Below are 22,613 nucleotides of genomic sequence, written 5' to 3'. Positions count from 1 at the left end.
CGCGGCCTCAGTCGGTTCCGGGCTGTACGAGCCTGAAGAAGAGGCGGGCGGCGGCGCGTTGCGCGGACCGGCGCAGGCGTACCGGGAGCGGCCGGGCCGCGGCGGGCGCGGGGGCGCTGCCGGCCAGGCGGGGGAAGAGGGCTTCGGCGTTGCCGCGGTCGATCGCCGCGAGGGTGCCGGGACCGACGCCATGGTCGAGTCCGTCGGCGAAGTACTGGCCCGCGGCGGTGGGCGCGAACGGCCAGTCGCTGCCGAACAGGACGTGTCCGGGGCGGGCGAACGCGAGCAGCGTGGGCAGGGCGGCGGGGCTGGAGGAGAGCGCGGTGTCGAAGTGGAAGCCGCGGAGGTCGTCGAGGATGTCGAGGGGGCTGCGTCCGGTGTCGGCGGCGATGGCGACCGCCATGCGGTGGGAGGCGTACGGGACGAAGCCGCCGGCGTGGCTGAGGACGAACCGGATGTTCGGGTAACGGCGTACGACCCCGTTGCGGACGAGCAGGTAGGCGGCGCGGGTGGTGTCGAGGAGGAAGTCGGCGGCGAAGGGCGGGATGCCTTCGACCGCGGGGCCCGGCAGCTCGGCCGGGTGGACGAAGGCGACGGCGTGGTGCTCGTCCAGGACCCGCCACAGGGCGTCCTGGCCGCCGGTGCCGAGGTAGTCGCCGTCGTTGTTGGCGAGCAGGGTCACGCCGTCGGCGCCCAGCTCGGTAAGGGCCCGCTCCGCCTCGTGGGCGGAGGCGGCGGTGTCGGGCATGGGCAGGGTGGCGAACCAGCCGAAGCGGCCCGGGTGGCGGGCGGGGAGCGCGGCGGCGAAGTCGTTGAGGCGCCGGGCCAGTCCGGCGGCTTCACGGGGGTCGGTGAGGAAGGCGGTGCCGGGGGTGGAGACGGACAGGATCGCGGTCTCGGTGCCCAGCAGGTCCATGAGCTCCAGGGCCGCCTCGGGGCTCCACTCGGGCAGGGCACGGCCGCCCGCTCCGGTGATGCCGGACCTGGCGAGGGCGTCCCGGTAGAGGCCCGGGACGAGGTGCTGGTGGACATCGATCCGGCGGGGTGACGTGGTCATGGGGCTGGCCCTCGGCTTTCTCGGTACCGGCGACCGCCGCGACGGCCCTTGACCGTCCCTTACGGCGTGCTTACCGTAGCATCCACTCCAATTGGAGTGGACGTTACAGTAAAGAGCCGTGACAGGAACGACAGCGAGGTGGCTTGGTGACTGGGATCGGCGCCGAGAACAGGGCCCACGACAACGCCTACGACGTGGCGGTGATCGGCTACGGGCCCACAGGGGTGACCGCGGCGAACCTGCTGGGTGCGACGGGCCTGAGAGTCGTCGTGCTGGAGCGGGACGCCGAGGTCTACTCCCGGGCCCGGGCGATCTCCACGGACGAGGAGGTCATCCGGATCTGGCAGCGCATCGGCCTGGCCGACCGGCTGAAGCAGGACATGCTCGCCGAGCGCCCGCTCGACTTCGTCGACGCCCGGGGCCGTACCTTCCTCAGCGCCTCCCCGGCATCCCGCGGCCATGGTCATCCGCCGCAGATGTTCATCTACCAGCCCGCGCTGGAGAAGGTCCTCCGCGAGGGCGTCGACCGCTACCCGAACGTGGAAGTCCTGCTGCGCCACGAGTGCCTGAGACTCCGTCAGGACGCCGACGGCGTGGAGCTGACGGTGGCCGGGACCGCCGACGACTCGGTACGACGGCTGCGTGCCGCGTACGTCATCGCGGCCGACGGCGGCTCCAGCCTCACCCGCGCCCAGCTCAACGTGGGCTACGAGGGCCGGACGTACGAGGACCGCTGGGTCGTCGTCGACACCGAGATGCTGAAGCCGTGGCCGGACCACGACCGGCTGCGGTTCCGCTGCGACGCCGCCCGCCCGGCCGTGGACTGCCCGACCCCGCTGGGACATCACCGCTGGGAGTTCCCGATCCTGCCCGGCGACGACGAGAAGTACCTGACCACCGACGACGCGATCCACGCGATGGTCTCCCGGTACGGCATCGGCCGGGACCGGATCAGGATCCTGCGCGCCACCGTCTACAGCCACCATGTCCGCTTCGCCGCCCGCTTCCGGGTGGGCCGGGTCTTCCTCTCCGGGGACGCCGCGCACGCGATGCCGCCGTGGATCGGCCAGGGCATGGCCGCCGGCGTGCGGGACGCGGCCAACCTGTGCTGGAAACTCGCCGCCGTGCTGCGCGGCGAACTGCCCGAGTCGGTCCTCGACTCCTACGAGGCCGAACGCAAGCCGCACGTCAAGGAGGTCACCCGGCGGGCCGTGTTCGTCGGCCGGATCATCACCGAACGCCGGCTCCCGGTGGCCCGCGTCCGGGACACCGCGCTCCGCGCGCTCCGTCCGCTCTCGGGTCTCACCTCCAGGCTGTCGGACTCCCACTGGATCCCGGCCGCTTCCTACGCCGAGGGCCTCCAGGCCCACCCCCGCACCAAGGCCTCCGGACACCAGATCCCACAGCCCTGGGTCACCGCACCCGACGGCACCCGGGCCCGCCTGGACGACGTCCTCGCCGGCCGCTGGCTGCTGCTGCACGGCGGCCCGCCCGCCCCGCAGCCCGCGTGGGAGCGAGCCGGAGTCCCGTCGCTCGCCGTCCTGCCCGCGGGCTCGCAACCGGCCGACGGCGCCGTCGTCGACAGCGACGGTGTGCTGCTGGCCTGGCTCGCCGGGCACCGTGCCGCCACCGTCGGTTTGCGCCCGGACGCCTACGTCTACGCGGCCGCGCCCGCCGGCGCCCCGCTCCCGCCGCCCCCGGCCGGGTTCGCCTCCGTACCGACCACCGCCGCCGCACGTTAGGGACCGCCATGACCACGCACACGCCACTTCCGCCGATGCAGGAGTACCTGCTCGACGTCCCGGGCAAGACGATCTTCGTCGCGGAGACCGGCGACGGCCCGCCGGTCCTGCTCCTGCACGGCGGCGGTCCCGGCGCCTCGGGCGTCTCCAACTACAGCCGGAACATAGGCGAGTTGGCCAAGGAGTACCGGGTCATCGTCCCCGACCTGCCCGGCTACGGCCGCAGCACCAAGGGAGTTGACGGCGCCGACCCCTTCGGACACCTCGCCGACGGCATCCGCGGCCTGCTCGACGGACTCGGCCTGGCCAAGGCCCACCTGGTGGGCAACTCCTACGGCGGCGCCTGCGCCCTGCGGCTCGCCCTGGACACCCCCGACCGCGTCGACCGGATGGTCCTGATGGGCCCCGGCGGCATCGGCACCACCCGCGCCCTGCCCACCCCCGGCCTCAACAGCCTCCTCGACTACTACACCGGGGACGGCCCTTCGCGGCCGAAGCTGGAGAAGTTCATCCGCAACCACCTCGTCTTCAACGCGGCCGACGTCCCGGACTCGGTGATCGACGCCCGCTACCGGGCGAGCATCGACCCGGAAGTCGTGGCAGCCCCGCCGCTGCGCCGCCCCTCCGGCCCGAACGCGCTGCGCACCCTGTGGAGGACCGACTTCACCCGCGACGAACGGCTGTCCCGGCTGCCCGTTGCGACCTTGGTGCTCTGGGGCGCCGCCGACAAGGTCAACCGCCCTTCCGGCGGCCGGATGCTGGCCGCCCGGATGCCCGACTGCGATCTGTACGAGGTCGCCAACACCGGGCACTGGGTGCAGTTCGAACGAGCCGAACTCTTCAACCGGGTCTGCGCCGACTTCCTGGCAGGCCGTCGATGAACGCCACCTCCGTATTCGGAGCCGTCCACCTCGGCTACCTCGTCATAGAGACCGAAAGGTTCGCCGACTGGCGCCGGTTCGGCACCGACGCCATCGGCATGCACCACGACGACCTCGACACCGGCCTGATGCGGTTCCGTCTCGACGACCGGGAATGCCGCTTCCTGCTGCGCCGCGGGCCCGCCGAGGACGTCGTCGCGACGGGCTGGCACCTCGACGACCACGCCACCTTCGAGCGGATCGAGGCCCGCGTCCGCGCCCACGGAGTCCCCGTGGCCGAGGGCACCGCCGAGGAGGCGAAGCAGCGCGGCGTCGAACGCCTGCTCCGCTTCCCCGGCCCCAAGGGCATCACCCAGGAGATCTGCACCACCCCGGTGCGCTCGGCCGAACCCCTGGACATGCTCGCCTCCGGCTGGGTCACCGGCGACGCGGGCATGGGACATGTGGCGATCACCTCGACCCGGCCCGCCCTGATGCGCGGCTACTTCGACACCGTCTTCGACGCCCGCCTCACCGACTACATCGACGAGACCATCAGCGGCGTCAAGCTCAAGATCCGCTTCCTGCGCGTCAACGAACGCCACCACTCCCTGGCGATCGCCGCCGTACGCGGGCTGCCGATCGACCCCGTCCGTACCCGCGTCCAGCACCTCAACATCCAGGCCGCCTCCCTGGACGACCTGGCCCGCAGCTACCAGCGCGTGCACGAACTCGGCTTCGACATGGCCCTGTCCGTCGGACAGCACACCAACGACAGGGAACTCTCCTACTACGCCCGTACCCCCTCGGGCTTCGAGTGGGAGGTCGGCTGGAACCCGATCGTCATCGACGAGTCGACCTGGGAACCAGGCACCCACCAGGGCATCAGCGTCTGGGGCCACACCCCGGTCGGCCAGACGATCATCGACAGGCTCGACCGGTTCCGCCTCGGCGTCCGCTCCCTGGCCCGCCCGGAGCGGACCGTCCCCGCGCTCAGCGGAGCCGGCATCCCCGACGACTGAGGGCCGCCCGGCCGCTGACGTGCCGCGCCGGGCGGACCCGGGACGCTCAGCGCAGTACGGCCGCCAGCAGGTCGGGTCCCAGATCCGTCAGATCGGGCAGATTGAGGGTGTAGCGGACGTAACGGCCCTGCCGGCGGGACGTGAGCAGGCCCGCGCGGCGCAGCACGGCGAGGTGGCGGGACACCTCCGGGGGCGAGAGTTCCCAGAAGTGGGCCAGTTCGGCGGTGGTGTGCGGGCCGCGGGCCAGGGTGCGCAGCAGCCGCAGCCGTACCGGATGCGCGAGCGCCTCCAGCCGGAGGGTGACCGTCTCCAGGGAGACCGGCGCCGCCGGACCAGGCTCGGCGACGGGGTACTGCACGACCGGATGCCATCCGGGCGCATGGACCGCGACCAGGTGCGGGCGGCCGAAGACGCTGGGGATGAAGGTGACCCCCGCGCCACGGGCGGCGGTCGCCTTGTCCTGCACCTTGTCCACGATGATGCAGCCGCCGTCCGGTGCCAGGGTGACCGCGCCGGAGACCGAGGCCAGTGCCGCCCCGATGCCCTGGCGCCTGAGCAGTTCGTTCTTCAGCCGCAGATCGGTGGCGAGTCGCACCGCGACGCCCGCCCAGGCGTGGTCGAAGAACGCCTCGGCGCATGCTTCGAGGGTGTGGCGCACCCGCGCCCGCACCGCGGCCGGGTCCGCGAGCAGCCGTTCCGCGAAGGCCTCCTGCAGCGCGCCGCGGGCCTGGGCCAGGTCCAGGGCCTGCTCGCGAGCGGTCGTGTCGGTGAGCGGCGACGCCCCGCGGAAATGGACCCGGTTGCTGCCGCACGTGGTGACGAGCGCGGCGGTCACATAGGTCTCGTCGTCGATCCGGTCCACGTCGTCCAGTTCCTCGGCGAGGGTCGGCCGGGGCCGCGCCGGGATCAGGAAGTCGGCCTGTGAGGAACGCCAGAGGAACTCCGCCTCCCTGAGCCGCTCGGCCGACTCCGGCCGCAGCCCGGCCCAGACGTCCGCGGCCCAGCCGGCGAACTGCGGATGGTGACCGGGTTCGGCCAGCACATGCAGCATCGCGGTCAGCTCGGCCAGCGGGGAGGCGGCGAACCGCACCGGCTCGGACGGCAGACCGCTGATGTCGATCCTGAGCGTCATTCCCCCATCATCACTGCCAGGACACCCCGGTGACGGCGTCGATTGACGAAGGACGTCAATCGACGTGCCCCGCACCGGTTGCCGGACGCACCGTCTGACGCCATGACAACCATCACCGGAATCCGGCCCCGCGCCCTCGTCCGTGCCTCCGGAGGCCCCCGCTACACCGTCGCCCTGGCCGTGGACGCGCTCGGCACCGGCCTGCTGCGGCCGTTTCTGCTGCTCTACGGCATTACGGTGCTGAAACTGTCCGCTCCCGTCACGGGCACCGCCATGACGGCCGGCGTCGTCGCGGGTCTCGTGTGCATGCCCGCGGTGGGCCGCTGGCTGGACCGGGGCGCACGCAGCACGGTCGTGGCGGCGGCGATGCTGGTACGGGTGCTGGGCGTGGTGCTGCTGCTGGCCGCCCCGGCGGGGGACGTCCTGCTCTTCGCGACGGCGGCGCTCTTCCTCGGTATCGGCAACCAGGCCTGGCCGGCCGCCCACGCCGCTCTCGTGGCCACGGTCGCCCACGGCCGGGAACGCGACACCGCGCTCGCGGGAGCCCGCGCCCTGCGCAACGCCGCCCTGGGCGTCGGAGCACTCCTCGCCACCGCATGCCTGGCCGGCGGGACCACCGCGTTGCGGGCGCTGGCGGTCGTCACCGGGCTCGCCTACCTCGCCGCAGCCTCCTTGGCATGGTCGGTCCACGTGCACGCACAGCCGGCGCAGGCCGCACGGGCCGGGGACGGTCACGACGGGCCCGCGCCCCGGATGCGCACGCTGCTCGCCGCCAATGTGGTCTACGTCTTCTGCCTCAACGTCCCCGAGATCGCGCTCCCGTTGGTCCTGGTGACGCAGCTCCACGCGTCCCCGATGTGGTCAGCGGCCGTCTTCGTGGCCAACACGGTGCTGGTGGTCACCCTGCAGGTGCCGGTCACCGTCCTGCTGTCCCGCTACTCCCGGCGGGCCGTGCTGGCTCTCTCCGGCGTGGTGCTGGCCGTGTCCTACCTCGGCTTCCTCGCGGCCGCCTCACTGGGACACGGCTGGGCCGTCCCGGCCGTCGCCGCGGTGTCCGTGGTCTGCACGATCGGCGAGATCGTCTACGCCGGCAGCGCCACCGCGCTCGTCACCGCCCTCGCCCCGGCCCATGTCCTGGGCCGCGCCCTCGCTCGCTTCCAGCTCTCCACGGGCTTCGGCCTCGCCGTCTCCCCGGCGGTCATCACCACGCTCGCACCCCACGGTCCGGCCGCCCTCTGGGGCAGTCTCACCGCCGCGACACTCGTCTCCGCCGCCGTCGTGGCCCGCGGGCAGGAGCAACAGGGAACCCGGGGCGACCGGGAGTGATCACGGCCGCGATCGAGCCCGCGTCGGCAGCCTGGACGAGTCACCGGTTCTCGTATTGCGCCGCCCATGGATGAGGACCGTGCTTCACTCTTTCGCATGGCGACGACTCTCGGCGCACCCCGACCGGACCCTGCCGTCTACATGCTGCGAGGCGCGGCCGGCGCCGGCCGCGCCTACAAGCAGGAGTTGCTGGAACTGCTGGACGTCCGGCCGGGCCAGACCGTGCTCGACGTGGGATGCGGCCCGGGCACGGACCTGCCCGCACTGGCGGAGCGCGTCGGCGTGAGCGGCACGGTGATCGGCGTGGACCGTGACCCGGCGATGCTGGCCGAAGCCCGCCGACGCACCGGCGACCTGCCGGCCGTCGAGATCCGCGAAGCCGACGTCCACGCGCTGCCCGTCGAGCCCGGCACGGTCGACAGGGCCAAGATCGACCGGGTCCTCATGCATGTCGACGAGCCGGCCGAAGTGCTGGCGCAACTCCACGCGGCTACGCGGCAGGGATCCCGGATCGCGCTGGCGGAGCCCGACTGGGACACCCTGATCGTCGATGCGGAGGATCTGGAAACGAGCCGCGCCTTCACGCGGTACACCACCTCGGAGGCGGTCCGGCACGCCACCATCGGCCGCAGCCTCGCCCGTCACGCCCAGCGCGCGGGCTTCGTGGTCGAGACCGTGAAGGCCACCACACCCGTCTTCCTCGACTTCCCGGAAGCGGACCACACCCTGGGACTCGGCCGGAACATGCAGCGGGCCATCCAGGACGGTCACGTGGAAGAGGCCCGCGGCCGCCGGTGGTTCAGCTCGCTCTCCGAAGGGCCCTTCTTCGCCTCCTTCACCCTCGTCACCGTCATCTGCTCCCGCTGACGATCCCTGTCCGCGCCAACTCCGCCTGAACCAAAGGGAGTCGGCAGGGCCGGTGCCCCGCCCGCGGGTGCTGCGTCAGTAGATTAGGCCCATGATCGAGAAGACGACGACGCCGCGGGCGCCGCGGTCGCACGCGAAGCCCGGCAGCGGGGGCGGGCTGGCGCGTTCGTCCGCGCTGATGGCGGCGGGCACGGTGGTCTCGCGCGCCACCGGGCTGATACGGATGGTGTTACAGGCCGCCGCACTGGGGACCGGACTGTTCGCCACCACCTACAACCAGGCAAACACCGTCCCCACCAGCCTGTACTTCCTGCTGATCGGCGGTGCGCTCAACTCCGTCCTGGTGCCCCAACTGGTCCGGGCCCGCACCGAGGACCCCGACGGCGGCGCCGCCTTCGAACAGCGCCTGGTCACGCTGGTGCTGTGCGTCCTCGGCCTCGGGACCGCACTGGCCACCTGGGCCGCGCCCGAGATCATCAGCGTCTACCAGCGGGACACACCGGCCACCCACGACGCGTTCGAGCTGACCGTGGTCTTCGCCCGCTTCCTGCTCCCGCAGATCTTCTTCTACGGCGTCTTCAGCATCTTCGGTCAAGTCCTCAACGCCCGGAACCGGTTCGGCGCCATGATGTGGACACCGGTCCTCAACAACGTCGTCCTGATCACCATGTTCGGGCTCTACCTCGGCCTGCTGACCGTTCCGGAACAGGTCTCGGACATCACCGGCGCCCAGGTCAGGCTGCTCGGGATCGGCACCACCCTCGCCCTGGCCGTCCAGGCGCTCGCGTTGATCCCCTACGCCCTCGCGGCCGGGTTCCGGTTCCGCCCGCGCTTCGACTGGCGTGGCGCCGGCCTGCGCAAGAGCGTCTCCGCGGCCCGCTGGACCCTGCTGTTCGTGCTGGCCAACCTCGTGGCGAGCACGGTCGTCACCAGACTGGCCTCCGCGGCCGACGTGGCCCGGCCGCACGACGGCGTCGGCTTCACCGCGTACAGCTACGCCCAGCAGATCTGGATGCTGCCGCAGTCGATCGTCACCGTCTCCCTGGTGACCGCGCTGCTGCCGAGGATGAGCCGGGCCGTGGCCGAGGACCGGCTCGGCGATCTGCGCACGGACCTGTCCCGCGCGCTGCGGGTCAGCGGTGTCGTCATCGTCCCGGCCGCCTTCTTCTTCCTCGCCTTCGGACCCCAGATCGCCCGGCTGATCTTCGCCCACGGCACCGCCGACGCCGCCGAGACCGTCCCGCTGGGCGAAATGCTGCAGGCCTTCGGCCTCGGACTGATCCCGTTCTCCGCGCAGTACCTGCTGCTGCGCGGCTTCTACGCCTTCGAGGACACCCGCACGCCGTTCCGGATGGCCGTCTGGATCAGCGGTACCGACATCGCGCTCGCCCTGGCCTGCCATCTGCTGCTCTCCCCGCGCTGGGCGGTCACCGGGATGGCCGCCGCCTACTCCCTGTCCTACGGGATCGGCCTGCTGCTGACGGCCGTGCGGCTGCGGCGGCGCACCGAGGGACTGCTCGACGGGCGGCGGATCTGCCGTACGTACACGAAGCTGGTCGCGGCCGCCACCGCCGCCGGTGCCGCGGGCTGGTTCATCACCCGAGCCTGCGACCGGAGTTCGGTTTCGGGCTATCTCTCGCTGGCCGCGGGCGGGCTGACGATGGTGCTGCTGTTCCTGGCCTTCGCCCGGCTCCTGCGCACGACGGAACTGCGCAGCCTGCCGGGGCTGGGGTGAGTCCCGGGCGGGGCGGCGCCACCCCGCCCGGAACCGGAGGGGTCACCGGGTGAGTTCGGCCGGCTTGTCCAGCCGGGTCAGCTTCCGCGGGGCGGCGACCGCGTGGATGCGGGTGACCCGGCCGTCGGCCACCTCCACGCTCACCGCGGCCAGCCGGCCCCCGGCCTCGATCCGGCCCGCGGGTGCGCCGTTGAGCCACACCGGCGACACCGTGCGGTCCTGCTGTGCGAGCAGGCTCGCCACCGGCTCGGCCCCGTGGACCGGTGCGAGCGCGGCGTTCGCGAGTCCGCCGCCGTCGGTGACCAGGACCACGTCGGGTGCCATCACCTCCATCAGCTCCTGCACCTGCCCGGTGCGCAGCGCGGCCAGGAACCGTTCCACGACGGTCCGCTGCTCCGACGGGCTCACCCGGACCCGGGGCCGCCGGGCCGCCACATGCTCACGGGCCCGCCGGGCGATCTGCCGTACCGCGGCCGGAGATCTGTCCACCGCCTCCGCGATCTCGCCGTACGGCACGTCGAAGACCTCGCGGAGCACGAACACCGCCCGCTCGGTCGGCGCGAGCGTCTCGAGGACCGTGAGCATCGCGATCGACACGCTGTCGGCGAGTTCCACGTCCTCGGCGACGTCCGGACTGGTCAGCAGCGGTTCCGGCAGCCACTCGCCGACGTAGTCCTCGCGGCTGCGGGACAGCGTCCGCAGGCGGTTGAGCGCCTGACGGGTGACGATCCGGACGAGATACGCCCGCGGGTCCCGTACCCGCGTCCGGTCGACACCGGCCCACCGCAGCCAGGACTCCTGCAGCACGTCCTCCGCGTCGGCCGCCGACCCGAGCATCTCGTAGGCGACCGTGAACAGCAGACTGCGGTGGGAGACGAAGGGATCCTCTTCGAGCACGTCGGCCATCATGCCGTCGCCGGACGATTCGGGCGCTTCGCCAGCGGGATCTCGCAGGCGTCGGAGAAGCCCTGCGAGGTGACCCCGTTCGCCACATTGGCCCTGGTCGCCAGGTTGACGTAGGCGATCAGCGCGGTGAGCTCGACCATCGCCGGTGCGCCCAGCCGGTCCAAGAGGCCCGCGTACATCTCGTCGGTCACGGTCGGCGGGGTTTCCGTCATGGCCTCGGCGTACGCCATGACATCCCGCTCCAGCGGCGTGAACACCTCCGACTCCCGCCAGCGCGGCACCTGGCTGGCCTTGGTCAGGTCCAGGTTCTCGTTCCGCGCCTGGAAGTAACCGACGTCCAGGCACCAGCTGCAGCCGACCTGCGCCGCCACCGCCATGTGCGCGAACGACTTGAGGCTCGGGTCGGCCGCGTCCCACGCGCCCACCCTGCCGCCGAACTCCAGGCTGTCCTGCGTGACTTGGGGGCTGTGCCAGAGCACCTCGACGTTCTCGGGCACGGCCCCGAGCTGTTCGACCATGTTCTCCTTGAGCTCGGCGGGGAGTTCGGCCTTCGGAAGGCGCAGCGCCATGGTGTGCTCCTTGTGCGTCGCCGACGCGGTGTGCGCCGGCTGTTCGGCATGAAGACACCGCCCGGCACGCGCATGTGACAGGCTCCGGCCGAATTCGACCCGGGCTCCGTCCCCCGCGCGCTCAGGCGGCCACCGTCACCAGGACGCCGAAGCCGATCAGTACGACGCCCGTGGCCCGTCCCAGCGTGCGCCGGACGCCGGGCCGTTCGAGGACGTGCCGGGTCCTGGAGATCAGGAGTACGTAGCAGCCCAGCCAGACCAGCGTGAGACTGACGTGCAGGAGCACCAGGAGGGCCTTGGCCCAGGCGGCGGGCAACCGGGGCGGGGCCAGGGCGGGGAGCAGTCCGGCGTAGAAGACGGCGATCTTCGGGTTGAACAGGTTGCAGAGCAGACCGGTCCGCCAAGCGCTTGCGGCCGTCGGGCCCGGTGGGTCCGCCACCGGGGCCGACGCGCCGGGCCGGTGCTGCCGCAGCGCCTGCGCGCCCAGGAACACCAGGTAGGCCGCGCCCAGGAGCCGGACGGCCAGGTAGGCCGCGGGGGAGGCGGCCAGCACGGCCGAGAGCCCGGCCGCGGTCAGCACGCCCCAGACCAGCAGACCGGTCGTGATCCCGCCGACGGTCCGCAGCGCGTCCCGGGAACCGGCGGCGAGGGTGCGGCGGGTGACCACCACCATGTCCGGGCCGGGTACGACGGTCAGGAGTCCTAGGACGGCGACGGCGGCCGCGAGGTGCGTCAGCATGCGGCCGACCTGGGGAAGGGGGTGGGGTTCACCCCCGCAGACTCCGACGCGCACCCACGGTCGGTCCAGCGAATGTTATCGACCTATAGTCATCGGAAAACCTGATGATTCGCTTGGCTGCTGGGAGGTCGGGCCCGTGATGTTCGATCTGCACCGGCTGCGCCTGCTGCGCGAGCTCAAGCACCGGGGCACGCTCGCCGCCGTCGCCGCGGCCCTGTCGTACGCTCCTTCCTCCGTCTCCCAGCAGCTCTCCCAGCTGGAGGCCGAGGTCGGTGTCCCGCTGCTGGAGCCGGTCGGGCGGCGGGTACGCCTGACCGAGCAGGCCGAGATCCTCGTCGCCCACACCGAAGCCGTCCTCGAGCGCCTGGAACGCGCCGAGGCCGACATCGAGACCTCCCTCACCGACCTGACCGGCACCCTGCGCGTCGCCTCGTTCCAGACGGCCGCCCTGGTCCTGGTCCCCGCCGCGCTCCGGCTGCTGCGCGAGGCCCATCCGCACCTGCGCGTCCACGTCACCCACATGGAGCCGGAAAAGTCCCTCCCGGCACTTCAGGCCCGCGACTTCGACCTCGTCCTCGCCGAGGAGTACCCCGGCAACCCCCACCGTCGGCCCGCCGAACTCGAACAGCAGGACCTGCTCGACGATCCCCTCCACCTCGCCCTGCCGCCCTCGGCGGGCGGCCCGAGGACGGAACTGCGGCAACTCGCCGGCCACCCCTGGGTGATGGAACCCGAAGGAACTCCGGCACGGCACTGGTCCATGGGCGTGTGCCGCGACGCGGGCTTCGAACCGGACGTACGCTTCGAGACCACCGACCTGCTGCTGCACCTCCGCCTCGTGGAGGAGGGACTCGCGGCCGCCTTCCTTCCCGACCTGGTCCGGGACGGACAGCGGGTGACGGCCGAGCTGCGGCAACTCCCCGCCGGGCGCCGTGTCTTCACCGCCGTACGCCGCGGGCGGGGCGGGCACCCCGCCGTCGTGGCCTGCCGGGACGCACTCCGACGGGCCGTCGCGCTGCGGACCGACCGGTCGCGAGAAGATCGTCCGTGACCGACGAGTCCACCCGACCCGGAAGGAACCGACGAGAACATGCGCGTCACCGTGGCCCACGAACCGACGGAGGCGTCCGGATGAGCGACGTCCTGCTGCACACGACCGGCCGGGCCGCACACATCACCCTCGACCGGCCGAAGGCGATCAACGCGCTGTCGCACCCGATGGTGCTGCGGATCGCCGAAGCCCTGACCGCCTGGGAGCACGATCCGGCCGTCGAGACCGTCGTCATCACCGGCGCGGGGGAGCGCGGCCTGTGCGCGGGCGGTGACATCCGTGCCGTCCACGACGACGCCCGCGACGGCGACGGCACCGCCGCGGCCGCCTTCTGGTACGACGAGTACCACCTCAACGCCCGGATCGCCCGCTACCCCAAGCCGTATGTCGCGATCATGGACGGCATCGTCATGGGCGGCGGTGTCGGCGTCTCCGCGCACGGCAGCGTCCGGATCGCCACCGAACGCTCGCGGATCGCCATGCCGGAGACCGGGATCGGCTTCGTCCCCGACGTCGGCGGCACCCGCCTGCTCGCCCTCGCCCCCGGCGAACTGGGCACCCATCTCGCCCTGACCGGCGCACAGATCGGCGCCGCCGACGCCCTGCTGTGCGGACTCGCCGACCACTTCATGCCGTCCGGCTCGATCCGGCCCTTCGTCGACGACCTCGCCGAACGGCCCGTACCGGAAGCGCTTGCTCGGCATGTGCGGTCGGCGCCCGAAGGGGAGTTGGCCGGCCACCGTGCGTGGATCGACGCCTGCTACCGGGCCGACACCGTCGAGGAGATCGTCCAGCGGCTGTCGGCGCACGGCGACCCGGCCGCCAAGCAGGCGGCGGAGACCCTGCTCACCAGGTCGCCGACCTCTCTCAAGGTGACCCTGAAGTCCCTGCGCCGGGCTCGGCGACTCGGCTCGCTGGAGCAGGTGTTGGACCAGGAGTACCGGGTCTCCTGCGCAACTCTCGCCACCCATGACCTGGTCGAGGGCATCCGTGCCCAGGTCGTCGACAAGGACCGCCACCCGCACTGGTCCCCGGCCACCCTCGCCGAGGTCACCGACGCCGACGTCGACCGCTTCTTCGCGCCGCTCGGCGAGCGCGAACTGGGCCTCGCCCCGCCCGGATGAGCCGGGCCGCCGACCGCCCACCAGGCGCGAGACGAAGATCACGACCGGTGACGCGGTCTTGGCCGTACCTTCCACACGCGGTACGGTCTGTCCGATATCGACGACGGCGAGACGGAAGCCGGTGGGAATCCGGCACGGTCGCGCCACTGTATGCAAGAGCCCCCGGGCGCTTGCCAGTCAGACCCGTGGCCGTCGTCATGTGCACCACCGAGTTGGGACGCGAACTCCCAGAGGAGGTCCTGCCATGGCGCAGACCGTCGCTCCGCCGACAGCCAACACCCCCGCCGTTCCCGCCAAGCTGCCGCTGTCCGCGATAGCTCCCTGGGCGGTCTTCTTCGGCATCCTGATGCTCGTCCTGCTCTACTTCGTCGGCGCCGAGCAGGGCGCCACCTCCGTGTTCAACGGCACGGACGTCCACGAGTGGGTGCACGACGCCCGCCATCTGCTCGGTTTCCCCTGCCACTGACGCGAGGGACGCCGTACATCACATGAACTCCGCAACGGTACGGAACCTCCTGGTGCGGGGCATGCTCGCCGGCCTTGCCGCCGGCGTGCTCGCCCTGGTCGCCGCCTACCTGCTGGGTGAGCCGAACGTCGACAAGGCGATCAGCTTCGAGGACGCCCACTCGCACGAGCACGAGATGGAGGTCGTCTCCCGCTCCCTGCAGTCCACCGCGGGCCTGGCCACCGGTGTGCTGGTGTACGGGGTCGCCTTCGGCGGTATCGCCGCACTCGCCTTCTGCTTCGCCCTGGGCCGCGTCGGGCGTTTCTCGCCGCGGGCGACGGCGCTGCTGCTGTCGGGCTGCGCGCTGCTCGCCGTGTACGTGGTGCCGTTCCTGAAGTACCCGGCCAACCCGCCGTCGGTGGGCGACCCGGACACCATCGGGAAACGCACCACCCTCTACTTCCTGATGATGCTGCTCAGCGTGCTGCTGGCGGTCGCCGCGACCATCCTGGGAAAGCGGCTCCAGCCACGGCTGGGCACCTGGTGGGCGACGGTGCTCGCGGTGGTCGCGTTCGCCGTCGTCATCGGGCTGGCCTACCAGTTCCTGCCGGTCGTCAACGAGGTGCCGAAGGACTTCCCGGCCACCCTGCTGTGGCGGTTCCGGCTCTCGGCACTGGCCATCCAGCTGACCCTGTGGGGCGGATTCGGGCTGCTGTTCGGCGAGTTGGCCGAGCGCGTGCTCAACCCGAAGCCGGCGAGGGCTCCGGCCGCCGCACGGAAGATGTCCGCAGCACACTGACGGCGGATGTCCGCAGCTCACCGAACGACACGCGAGGGCCCTCCGGAACCGTCCGGGGGCCCTTTCGTGTGCGCCCGCCGGGCCCGCAGGGGCCCTGCGGCTGCTGTGAACCCGCCGTGAACCCGCCGTGTCTTCGGCGTACGGACGGTGCCGCACTCGCGTCCACCGCCGCTGACAAGGAAAGATGGGCGCCGAGCGATCGATCAACGACTGCGGAGGAAGTGGACTCATGCCGCATGAGCGAGCGGGCCGGCCGGCGGCTCCGGAGGACCTCGTCGACGTGGCCCGGCTGGTCACGGCCTACTACGCGCTGCACCCCGACCCGGCCGACCCTGCCCAGCGGGTCGCGTTCGGCACCTCGGGACACCGCGGATCGTCCCTGACGACCGCGTTCAACGAGGACCACATCGCGGCCACCAGCCAGGCCATCTGCGAGTACCGGAGCGGCCAGGGCACCGACGGCCCCCTGTTCCTGGGCGCCGACACCCATGCCCTGTCCGAGCCCGCCAAGGTCACCGCGCTTGAGGTCTTCGCCGCCAACGGCGTCACCGTCCTCGTCGACAGCGCCGACGGCTACACCCCCACCCCGGCCGTCTCGCACGCCGTCCTCACCCACAACCGGGGTCGTACGGCCGGCCTCGCGGACGGGGTGGTCGTCACCCCCTCGCACAACCCGCCCGCCGACGGCGGTTTCAAGTACAACCCGCCGAGCGGCGGCCCCGCCGCCTCCGACGCCACCTCCTGGATCCAGGACCGCGCCAACCAGATCATCGCGGGCGGGATGAAGGACGTACAGCGCATCCCGTACGAGCGTGCGCTCGCCGCGCCCACCACCGGCCGGTACGACTTCATGGGCGTCTACGTCGACGACCTGCCCAGCGTCCTCGACCTCGACGCGGTCCGGGCCTCCGGGCTGCGCATCGGCGCCGACCCGCTCGGCGGTGCCTCGGTCGCCTACTGGGGGCGGATCGCCGAACGGCACTCGCTCGACCTCACAGTGGTCAACCCCTACACCGACCCCACCTGGCGCTTCATGACGCTGGACTGGGACGGCAAGATCCGCATGGACTGCTCCTCGCCGTACGCCATGGCCTCGCTGATCGAGAAGCGCGACGAGTTCCGGGTCGCCACCGGCAACGACGCCGACGCCGACCGGCACGGCATCGTCACCCGCGACGCCGGCCTGATGAACCCCAACCACTACCTCGCCGTCGCCATCTCCTACCTCTACCGCCACCGCGAGCAGTGGGCGGCGGACGCCGGCATCGGCAAGACCCTGGTCTCCTCCTCGATGATCGACCGGGTCGCCGCCGACCTCGGCCGTCAACTCGTCGAGGTTCCCGTCGGGTTCAAGTGGTTCGTCGACGGACTGGTCAGCGGCGCGATCGGGTTCGGCGGCGAGGAGTCGGCCGGCGCCTCCTTCCTGCGCCGGGACGGCTCGGTCTGGACGACCGACAAGGACGGCATCCTGCTCGCCCTGCTCGCCTCCGAGATCACGGCCGTGACGGACAAGACCCCGTCCGAGCACTACGCCGACCTGACCGCCCGCTTCGGCGAACCCGCCTACGCCCGTATCGACGCCCCGGCCACCCGCGAGGAGAAGGCCCTCCTGGCCAAGCTCTCCCCGGCCCAGGTCACCGCCGAGACCCTGGCGGGCGAGCCGGTCACCGCCGTGCTCACCGAAGCGCCGGGCAACGGCGCGGCGATCGGCGGCATCAAGGTGACCACGGAGAACGCCTGGTTCGCGGCCCGCCCGTCCGGCACCGAGGACGTGTACAAGATCTACGCCGAGTCCTTCCAGGGCCCCGACCACCTGGCCCGGGTGCAGGAGGAGGCGAAGGCCGTGGTCGACGCGGCCCTCGGCGGCTGACACCGCCCGCGTCGCGCCCGCCCGCGCCACCGGGCGCGACGCGCCGCCTCGGACCTGCCGGACCGCCTCGGACCTGCCGGACCGCCTCGTCCGGCATCCGCCTGATGGGGCCGGCGCATTCGCCGGGCCGGGCTCGCGTATCCGCCGGATCGTTACCTCCGGCATCCGCCGGGTCGGGTCCGCGCGTCCGCCCGGTCAGGTCGCGAAGGTGCGCCTGCGCGCCCGGCTCTCGGCCAGCTCCGCGGCGGCCCGGTGGGCGCTCGCGGCGAGATGGGCCGAACCCCAGGCGTGTGCCGTGCGTTCGGCCAGTGCGTAGCCCTCGGCGGCCTCCCGGTCCTCGCCGAGCAGCCGGTGCAGATCGGCGAGGGCGTGCGCGAGCGGTCGGCTCGCATAGGCCGCGCCCGCCGCGCCGGCGAGCTGGTCCCGCACCGGCAGCAGGTGTCCGAGGAGGACGGCCGCGGCCTCGTGATCCCGGTGGAGTACGGCGAGCTGGGCGCGGAAGTCGAGTTCCAGGCCGTACAGATGGTCCCGGAGCGGATCCGGCGAGACGGGCACGGCCCGGGCCTCGTCGAGTCTGCCGAGACGGGCCAGCACCAGCGCATGGGCCACCGCGACCGAGCCGCCCGCCGACTCGTACACGGCACGGACCATTGGCTCGATCTCGGCCGCCCGGTCCTGGGCGAGCCGCATGCTGATCAGCCCGAGCGTGCGCAGCCCGGTGGCGTGGTGGGCGCCCACCCGCTGCAGCAGGGTGTCGGCCTCGGCATAACCGGCCTCCGCCGCCTCGAAACGGCCGGTCACGACGGCCAGCATCGCGGAGGTCGCGGCGCTGAGTCCCTGCGCCCACACCATGCGGTAGCGGCGCGCGAGGACCAGGCCCTGCGCGGTGTGCCGGTGCACCGCGGCGGGGTCGTTGCGGGCGGCGGCGGTCATCGCGTCGAGGTGCTCGCAGACCCAGCGGTAGGCGGGCAGGTCGTGGGTGCGGGCGAGCTCGCGCAACTCGGCGGTCAGGGGCGGTCGCACGGCGGCCCGGGTCTCGTGCGGCAGCAGCCGCGCCGAGGTCATCAACCCGGCGGCCATCAGCCGTGGTTCGCCGTCGGCACGGGCGAGCGCGAGCTGGGCGTCGGCCGCTTCCAGAGCCCGGGGCGCGTCCTCCGCGGCGACCGCGTCGACGAGGACCTGGAGGACGCGGGAGCGGGTCGGGCCGTCCAGCCCGGTATCGGAGGCGAGCCGTTCGAGGCGGGACAGCGCGGTCCGGTCGTACGGTCCTTCGAGCCGGCTGCGCCAGGGCGCGGGCTCGGTCCACGCCCCGTAGACGGCCGCGACCAGGTCGCCGCGGTCGGCCTGTTCGGCGAGTTCCACCGCCCGCTGCCGGGTGCGCCGGGCCGCGTCCGTCGCACCGGTGCGCACCTGCGCGCCCAGCAGCGGCACCAACAGCTCGATCAGCCCGTCGGGTTGGGCATCCTCGCCCATGGCCGCGGTGTGGGTGTCGATCGCCTGCCGGATGAGCGCGACGGCGACGTCATGGGCGTACCGCCGTTCGGCGGCCTCGGCGGCCCGCAGCGCGTAGTCGACGGCGAGCGGGGCGTCGGCGGCGCTGCCTGAGCGGGCGAAGTGGTGGGCCAGGGCCGCGAGTTCGCCCGGTCGGTGGTGGCGCAGCAGCCGGGCGACCCGGGCGTGCAGCCGGGAGCGCCGTACGCCGGACAGGCCGGCGTAGACGGTGTCACGGACCAGGGCGTGCACGAACCGGACGCGGCCGGGCCCGGGTTCGGCGAGCAGGTCGGCGGCCAGCGCCGCGTCCAGGCCCTCCAGCACCTGTTCCTCGTCCAGTTCGGCGGCGTCGACGAGGAGGGACACCTCGGCCTCCAGGCCCAGCACCGCGGTGAGCTGGACGACCCACCGCGCGGCGGCGGGCAGCAGCGCGAGGCGTCGGCGCAGCACGTCACGCACCCCCTGGGGGACCTCGGAGATCGCGACCAGGGCGCCCTCGTCGGCGAGGAGACGGGCGCTCTCCAGGACGTAGAACGGGTTGCCGCCGGTGCGCTCGGCCAGTGCGGTCACGGTCGCCGGATCCACGGGCGCCCCGCAGACGGCGTCGACCAGGGTGGCGGTGTCGTGCGGGGGCAGGCCGCCGAGCGCGATCCGGTGCGGGGCGGCCGGGGCGAGGTGGGCGAGGGTCTTGAGAAGGTGGTCGCCGACCTCGGCGGGGCGGTAACCGGCGACGGTGAGCAGGGGGACCCCGGTGACGGCAGCCGCCGCCTCGACCAGGGCGAGCGTCTCGGCGTCGGCGCGGTGCAGGTCGTCGAGGAGGACGGCGAGGGGCGCCCCGGACGCCGCGGTGCGCAGCCAGGCGGCGAAGGCGCGGTGCATACGGAAGCGGCCCGCGGTGGCCTCGTCGCGGGTCGGGGCGGCCGCGCTCTCCGGCTCCCGCAGCAGCACGGCCAGTTCGTCGGGCCTGTCCGGCGGGACCTCGCGGGCGAGTGAGCCGAGCGCCTCCACCCAGGCCCAGGCGGGCGGTGCGCCCTCGTACTCGGGGCAGCGGCCGATCACCACCCGCCAGCCGGCCTCCCGGAGCCGGACGGCGGCCCGGTCGAGAAACGCGGACTTGCCCGCGCCGGCCTCGCCCGTGACCAGGACGACACCGCCCGCCTGCCGTGCGTCCCGGGCGGCCGCGTCCACGGCACGCAGTTCGGCGTCCCTGCCCACGAACAGACCGCGCCCGGTGCGCGGGGGCAGGACGACGGCGGCGGGCTCGGGAACGGCCGCGCGCAGCACGTCGAGCCGCCCGTCGAGTACGGCGCGCTCCAGGTCCCGCAGCGCGGGCCCGGGATCACAGCCCAGCTCGTCGCGCAGCACGGCGGCGGCGCGGCGCAGCGAGGAGAGGGCGTCGGCCTGCCGGTCGCAGGCCCACTGGGCGAGCGCGAGCAGCCGCCAGCCCTCCTCGCGCAGGGGACCCTCCCGGACCAGCGACTCGGCGTCGGCCGCGGCCTGCGCCGCCCGGCCGGTGCGCAGCTCGGCGGCGACGGCGAGTTCGCGGGCCTCGGCGCGCAGCCCGGTCAGCCGGGCCACCTCGGCGGCGGCCCAGTCCTCGTCCGCGTGCTCGGCGAAGGCCTGCCCCCGCCACCAGCCGAGCGCCTCGGCGAGCAGCCGCCGCGCCTCCTCGGCCGGGGCGTCACGGGCGCGCCCGACCCAGGTCTCGAACCGCCAGGCGTCCACCGCGTCCTGGGCCGGCCTCAGGGCGTATCCCGGTGGCGCGGTGACCAGAACGGTGGCCGGCGCACGCGGCGGCCGCCCTGGTTCGAGCGACCGGCGCAGGTTGGACAGATAGGCGTGCAGCGACACGGTCGCCTTCGCCGGCGGCTCACCCCGCCAGAGCGCGTCCGCCATCCGGTCGACCGGTACCACCCCGCCCCGGGCCGCGATCAGCAGCGCCAGTACGGCACGCTGCCGCGGAGCACCCAACTCGACCGGTGTCCCGGTGACTTCGGCACCCAGCGGACCCAGGACTCGCAAACGCAGCACGCTGCGGGAATCTACCCGAGGACCGCTTCGATCCCGTCAACAGACGATAAACGCAGGCCACTGCGGGACGCCTGGACGGGTGTTGGGGCGAGTGCCGGGACGCGTGCGGGGCGGACGCCAAGTCGAGCGCCAAGCGGACGCCAAGTGGGGTGCGGCACGGTGAATGGTCGACGCAGACAGTCGACGCAGACATCCGATCGTTGGAGCAAGCAAGCGTGTCCCTCAACAGCAGCCATGGCGTCACGGCCACCGCCGAGCGTCCTCATACCCACGAAATGGTCGTGGTCCACCGGGTCTTCCGCCGCGAGTCGGCGCTGCTGCCCCGGCTGGTGCGCGCCGTACCCGAAGGCGACACGGCCCGCGCGGCGCGGATCGTCGGGGCCCTGGGCGACTACACCATGGGCCTGCACCACCATCACCATGCCGAGGACGAGCTGATCTGGCCGCTGCTGCGGTCCCGGGCGGCGCAGGACGAGGCGCTGGTGGGCCGGATGACCGAGCAGCACGAGACCATCGACCGCACCCTGGCGGCCGTGGCGGAGTGGACGCCGGTGTGGGAGCGGTCCGCCGACCGCATCTCCGCCGAGGAACTGGCACTCGCACTGGAGGCACACCGCACCGCGCTCCTGGAGCACCTCGACGAGGAGGAGCGGTCGGTGCTCCCGCTGGTCGCCGAGCATCTGACCGTCGCCGAGTGGGACCTGGTCGGAGAGCGCGGCATGGAAGGGATACCGAAGAACAAGCGGATGCTGGCCCTCGGCGCGATCCTGGAGGAGGCCACGCCCGAGGAGAGCGCCTACTTCCTGGGCAAGGTCCCGCTGATCGGCCGCCTCCTGTGGCAGGCCGTCGGCCGGCGGCAGTACGCGGCCCTCCGCCGGACCATGCGCGCCCCGCTGGACGAGGAGTAGCCCGGTGTCCGTACTCGACTCCGCCCCGCTCGACGTCCTGGACGCCTACCGGACCTGCGAGTTCGTCACCCTGGGCCGCGACGGCTCGCCCGTGGCCTGGCCGACGGCCGTGCGGCGCCGTCCGGACGGGACGCTGCTGCTCAGCACGTCCCTGGCGTTCGCGCAGAAGGCGCTGAACATCCGCCGGGACGGTCGTGTCGCCCTGCTCTTCTCCGACCCCACCGGCAGTGGCCGCACGGATCCCCCGCAGATCTTCGTCGGCGGAGAGGCCGAATGCCCGGACGAGATCATGACCGGACCCGAAGGCGCCGAGGACTACTGGCGGATGCTGTTCGAACGCCAGCCGCACAGCCGGTCGTACCTCACCGCTCCCATGCGGCCGCTGATGGACTGGTACTACCTGCGGCTGCTGATCACCGTGACGCCCCAACAGGCGCTCGTACGACCGCCGTTGCCCGCGTCCGGCACCCTCGCTGCGGCCAGTGACCTGGTGGGCGCCGCGCAACTCGCCCGCTTCCCGACGGCCGTGCTCGCCGCGCGCGACGCCTCCGGGGCGCCGGTGCTGGCCCGGACCCGGCCGGTGCCCACGCCCGAGGGCTTCGCCGTGGAGGTGCCGGCCGACTGCCCGGCCGTACCGGGCCCCGCCTCGCTCCTCGTGCACCGGCACGACGAGCGGTTGAACCACATGCACAACGCGCTCGTGCGCGGCGAACTGCGCGAGAGCGCCGCGGGACGGGTGCTGGTCCCGGCCAAGGTGGTGGAGCCGATGGGCGCGGGCCGGGTGACCGACGCGGTGGGCGTGCTGCGCAGCACGAAGCGGGCCACCGACCGCTATCTGTCCCGGCGCGGCCTGCCCCGGCCACGCGTGCGGTGGCCGGAGTTCAAGGCGCTGGCGCAGGACGCGCGCAGGGCCTGACCCCGGTGCGAACCTCCGGTCCG

General features: G+C 73.0%; 19 protein-coding genes and 1 riboswitch. Of the genes, 13 read left to right on the top strand and 6 right to left on the bottom strand.

Annotation, left to right across the window (positions count from 1 at the left end; translation table 11 throughout):
• Nucleotides 1-7 precede the first annotated feature (7 nt).
• Nucleotides 8-1,057: an amidohydrolase family protein gene (locus ACIRR9_RS07230; protein ID WP_403748484.1), complete on the bottom strand. Its 1,050-nt coding sequence runs from the start codon at nt 1,055-1,057 to the stop codon at nt 8-10.
• A 146-nt stretch (nt 1,058-1,203) separates the two neighbouring features.
• Between ACIRR9_RS07230 and ACIRR9_RS07225 the strand changes: the two genes are divergently transcribed.
• From ACIRR9_RS07225 to ACIRR9_RS07215, 3 genes are read left to right on the top strand one after another with little or no spacing between them, the layout of a single operon-like run.
• On the top strand, nt 1,204-2,799 hold the full coding sequence (locus tag ACIRR9_RS07225; RefSeq protein WP_403748483.1) for a bifunctional 3-(3-hydroxy-phenyl)propionate/3-hydroxycinnamic acid hydroxylase: 1,596 nt from the start codon (nt 1,204-1,206) through the stop codon (nt 2,797-2,799).
• A gap of 8 nt (nt 2,800-2,807) precedes the next feature.
• Complete coding sequence (locus ACIRR9_RS07220) at nt 2,808-3,680, top strand: alpha/beta fold hydrolase (RefSeq protein WP_403748481.1); 873 nt, start codon at nt 2,808-2,810, stop codon at nt 3,678-3,680.
• Entirely contained in the window at nt 3,677-4,681 is a 1,005-nt protein-coding gene (locus ACIRR9_RS07215) for a VOC family protein (RefSeq protein WP_403748480.1), read from the top strand. The genes ACIRR9_RS07220 and ACIRR9_RS07215 overlap by 4 nt, the downstream gene beginning before the upstream one ends.
• 46 nt (nt 4,682-4,727) lie before the next feature.
• Here ACIRR9_RS07215 and ACIRR9_RS07210 read toward each other — a convergent pair whose 3' ends face one another.
• The gene (locus ACIRR9_RS07210) at nt 4,728-5,813 is read right to left on the bottom strand and encodes a DUF5937 family protein (protein WP_403748478.1); all 1,086 of its coding nucleotides are present in this window, start codon (nt 5,811-5,813) and stop codon (nt 4,728-4,730) included.
• A 102-nt stretch (nt 5,814-5,915) separates the two neighbouring features.
• On the opposite strand from ACIRR9_RS07210, the gene ACIRR9_RS07205 reads away from it, so the two are divergent.
• The 3 genes from ACIRR9_RS07205 to murJ all read left to right on the top strand — a co-directional run bounded on the left by ACIRR9_RS07205 (nt 5,916) and on the right by murJ (nt 9,741).
• Nucleotides 5,916-7,139: an MFS transporter gene (locus ACIRR9_RS07205; RefSeq protein WP_403748476.1), complete on the top strand. Its 1,224-nt coding sequence runs from the start codon at nt 5,916-5,918 to the stop codon at nt 7,137-7,139.
• 96 nt (nt 7,140-7,235) lie between these two features.
• Nucleotides 7,236-8,006, top strand: a complete 771-nt coding sequence (locus tag ACIRR9_RS07200) for a methyltransferase domain-containing protein (RefSeq protein ID WP_403748474.1) — start codon at nt 7,236-7,238, stop codon at nt 8,004-8,006.
• A gap of 91 nt (nt 8,007-8,097) precedes the next feature.
• Nucleotides 8,098-9,741 carry a murein biosynthesis integral membrane protein MurJ gene (gene murJ, locus ACIRR9_RS07195; RefSeq protein ID WP_403748473.1) on the top strand — a complete coding sequence of 548 codons (1,644 nt, stop codon included), beginning with the start codon at nt 8,098-8,100 and terminating at the stop codon, nt 9,739-9,741.
• Nucleotides 9,742-9,783: 42 nt separating this feature from the next.
• Here murJ and ACIRR9_RS07190 read toward each other — a convergent pair whose 3' ends face one another.
• The 3 genes from ACIRR9_RS07190 to ACIRR9_RS07180 form a co-directional block, all read right to left on the bottom strand.
• Entirely contained in the window at nt 9,784-10,647 is an 864-nt protein-coding gene (locus ACIRR9_RS07190; protein ID WP_403749009.1) for an RNA polymerase sigma-70 factor, read from the bottom strand.
• Nucleotides 10,647-11,216 (bottom strand): carboxymuconolactone decarboxylase family protein, encoded by a 570-nt coding sequence (locus ACIRR9_RS07185; protein ID WP_384574018.1) that lies wholly within the window; start codon nt 11,214-11,216, stop codon nt 10,647-10,649. Before ACIRR9_RS07185 ends, ACIRR9_RS07190 begins: the two co-directional genes overlap by 1 nt.
• A gap of 121 nt (nt 11,217-11,337) precedes the next feature.
• Nucleotides 11,338-11,955 (bottom strand): LysE family translocator, encoded by a 618-nt coding sequence (locus ACIRR9_RS07180; protein ID WP_403748471.1) that lies wholly within the window; start codon nt 11,953-11,955, stop codon nt 11,338-11,340.
• A gap of 139 nt (nt 11,956-12,094) precedes the next feature.
• Between ACIRR9_RS07180 and ACIRR9_RS07175 the strand changes: the two genes are divergently transcribed.
• The 5 genes from ACIRR9_RS07175 (at nt 12,095) to pgm (ending at nt 17,244) form a co-directional block, all read left to right on the top strand.
• Nucleotides 12,095-13,006 carry a LysR family transcriptional regulator gene (locus ACIRR9_RS07175; protein WP_403748469.1) on the top strand — a complete coding sequence of 304 codons (912 nt, stop codon included), beginning with the start codon at nt 12,095-12,097 and terminating at the stop codon, nt 13,004-13,006.
• Nucleotides 13,007-13,086: 80 nt separating this feature from the next.
• Nucleotides 13,087-14,130, top strand: a complete 1,044-nt coding sequence (locus tag ACIRR9_RS07170) for an enoyl-CoA hydratase/isomerase family protein (RefSeq protein ID WP_403748468.1) — start codon at nt 13,087-13,089, stop codon at nt 14,128-14,130.
• A gap of 67 nt (nt 14,131-14,197) precedes the next feature.
• Nucleotides 14,198-14,338, top strand: a riboswitch (cobalamin riboswitch).
• A gap of 36 nt (nt 14,339-14,374) precedes the next feature.
• Nucleotides 14,375-14,596, top strand: a complete 222-nt coding sequence (locus tag ACIRR9_RS07165; protein ID WP_123979506.1) for a CbtB-domain containing protein — start codon at nt 14,375-14,377, stop codon at nt 14,594-14,596.
• A 22-nt stretch (nt 14,597-14,618) separates the two neighbouring features.
• Complete coding sequence (locus ACIRR9_RS07160) at nt 14,619-15,374, top strand: CbtA family protein (protein WP_403748466.1); 756 nt, start codon at nt 14,619-14,621, stop codon at nt 15,372-15,374.
• A 229-nt stretch (nt 15,375-15,603) separates the two neighbouring features.
• Nucleotides 15,604-17,244: a phosphoglucomutase (alpha-D-glucose-1,6-bisphosphate-dependent) gene (gene pgm / locus ACIRR9_RS07155; protein ID WP_403748464.1), complete on the top strand. Its 1,641-nt coding sequence runs from the start codon at nt 15,604-15,606 to the stop codon at nt 17,242-17,244.
• Nucleotides 17,245-17,439: 195 nt separating this feature from the next.
• Here pgm and ACIRR9_RS07150 read toward each other — a convergent pair whose 3' ends face one another.
• A complete protein-coding gene (locus ACIRR9_RS07150; RefSeq protein WP_403748463.1) occupies nt 17,440-20,766 on the bottom strand; it encodes a BTAD domain-containing putative transcriptional regulator in 3,327 nt (1,108 codons plus the stop codon).
• A 215-nt stretch (nt 20,767-20,981) separates the two neighbouring features.
• Here ACIRR9_RS07150 and ACIRR9_RS07145 point away from each other — a divergent pair, with 215 nt between their 5' ends.
• Nucleotides 20,982-21,674, top strand: coding sequence for a hemerythrin domain-containing protein (locus ACIRR9_RS07145; RefSeq protein ID WP_403748461.1), 693 nt, complete (start codon nt 20,982-20,984; stop codon nt 21,672-21,674).
• A 4-nt stretch (nt 21,675-21,678) separates the two neighbouring features.
• Nucleotides 21,679-22,590: a pyridoxamine 5'-phosphate oxidase family protein gene (locus ACIRR9_RS07140; RefSeq protein ID WP_403748460.1), complete on the top strand. Its 912-nt coding sequence runs from the start codon at nt 21,679-21,681 to the stop codon at nt 22,588-22,590.
• The last annotated feature ends 23 nt before the right edge of the window (nt 22,591-22,613 follow it).

The sequence above is a fragment of the Streptomyces sp. NPDC101234 genome (assembly GCF_044767525.1).
Lineage (GTDB): Bacteria > Actinomycetota > Actinomycetes > Streptomycetales > Streptomycetaceae > Streptomyces > Streptomyces sasae.
The sequence above is the reverse complement of the archived record's forward strand: the minus strand, read 5'-3'. Positions and strand labels throughout refer to the sequence as shown.

Coding starts and splice junctions, on each gene's coding strand:
- ACIRR9_RS07230 (WP_403748484.1), bottom strand. CDS start 1,057: ATGACCACGTCACCCCGCCGGATCGATGTCCACCAGCACCTCGTCCCG.
- ACIRR9_RS07220 (WP_403748481.1), top strand. CDS start 2,808: ATGACCACGCACACGCCACTTCCGCCGATGCAGGAGTACCTGCTCGAC.
- ACIRR9_RS07215 (WP_403748480.1), top strand. CDS start 3,677: ATGAACGCCACCTCCGTATTCGGAGCCGTCCACCTCGGCTACCTCGTC.
- ACIRR9_RS07210 (WP_403748478.1), bottom strand. CDS start 5,813: ATGACGCTCAGGATCGACATCAGCGGTCTGCCGTCCGAGCCGGTGCGG.
- ACIRR9_RS07205 (WP_403748476.1), top strand. CDS start 5,916: ATGACAACCATCACCGGAATCCGGCCCCGCGCCCTCGTCCGTGCCTCC.
- ACIRR9_RS07200 (WP_403748474.1), top strand. CDS start 7,236: ATGGCGACGACTCTCGGCGCACCCCGACCGGACCCTGCCGTCTACATG.
- murJ (WP_403748473.1), top strand. CDS start 8,098: ATGATCGAGAAGACGACGACGCCGCGGGCGCCGCGGTCGCACGCGAAG.
- ACIRR9_RS07190 (WP_403749009.1), bottom strand. CDS start 10,647: ATGGCCGACGTGCTCGAAGAGGATCCCTTCGTCTCCCACCGCAGTCTG.
- ACIRR9_RS07185 (WP_384574018.1), bottom strand. CDS start 11,216: ATGGCGCTGCGCCTTCCGAAGGCCGAACTCCCCGCCGAGCTCAAGGAG.
- ACIRR9_RS07180 (WP_403748471.1), bottom strand. CDS start 11,955: ATGCTGACGCACCTCGCGGCCGCCGTCGCCGTCCTAGGACTCCTGACC.
- ACIRR9_RS07175 (WP_403748469.1), top strand. CDS start 12,095: ATGTTCGATCTGCACCGGCTGCGCCTGCTGCGCGAGCTCAAGCACCGG.
- ACIRR9_RS07170 (WP_403748468.1), top strand. CDS start 13,087: ATGAGCGACGTCCTGCTGCACACGACCGGCCGGGCCGCACACATCACC.
- ACIRR9_RS07165 (WP_123979506.1), top strand. CDS start 14,375: ATGGCGCAGACCGTCGCTCCGCCGACAGCCAACACCCCCGCCGTTCCC.
- ACIRR9_RS07160 (WP_403748466.1), top strand. CDS start 14,619: ATGAACTCCGCAACGGTACGGAACCTCCTGGTGCGGGGCATGCTCGCC.
- pgm (WP_403748464.1), top strand. CDS start 15,604: ATGCCGCATGAGCGAGCGGGCCGGCCGGCGGCTCCGGAGGACCTCGTC.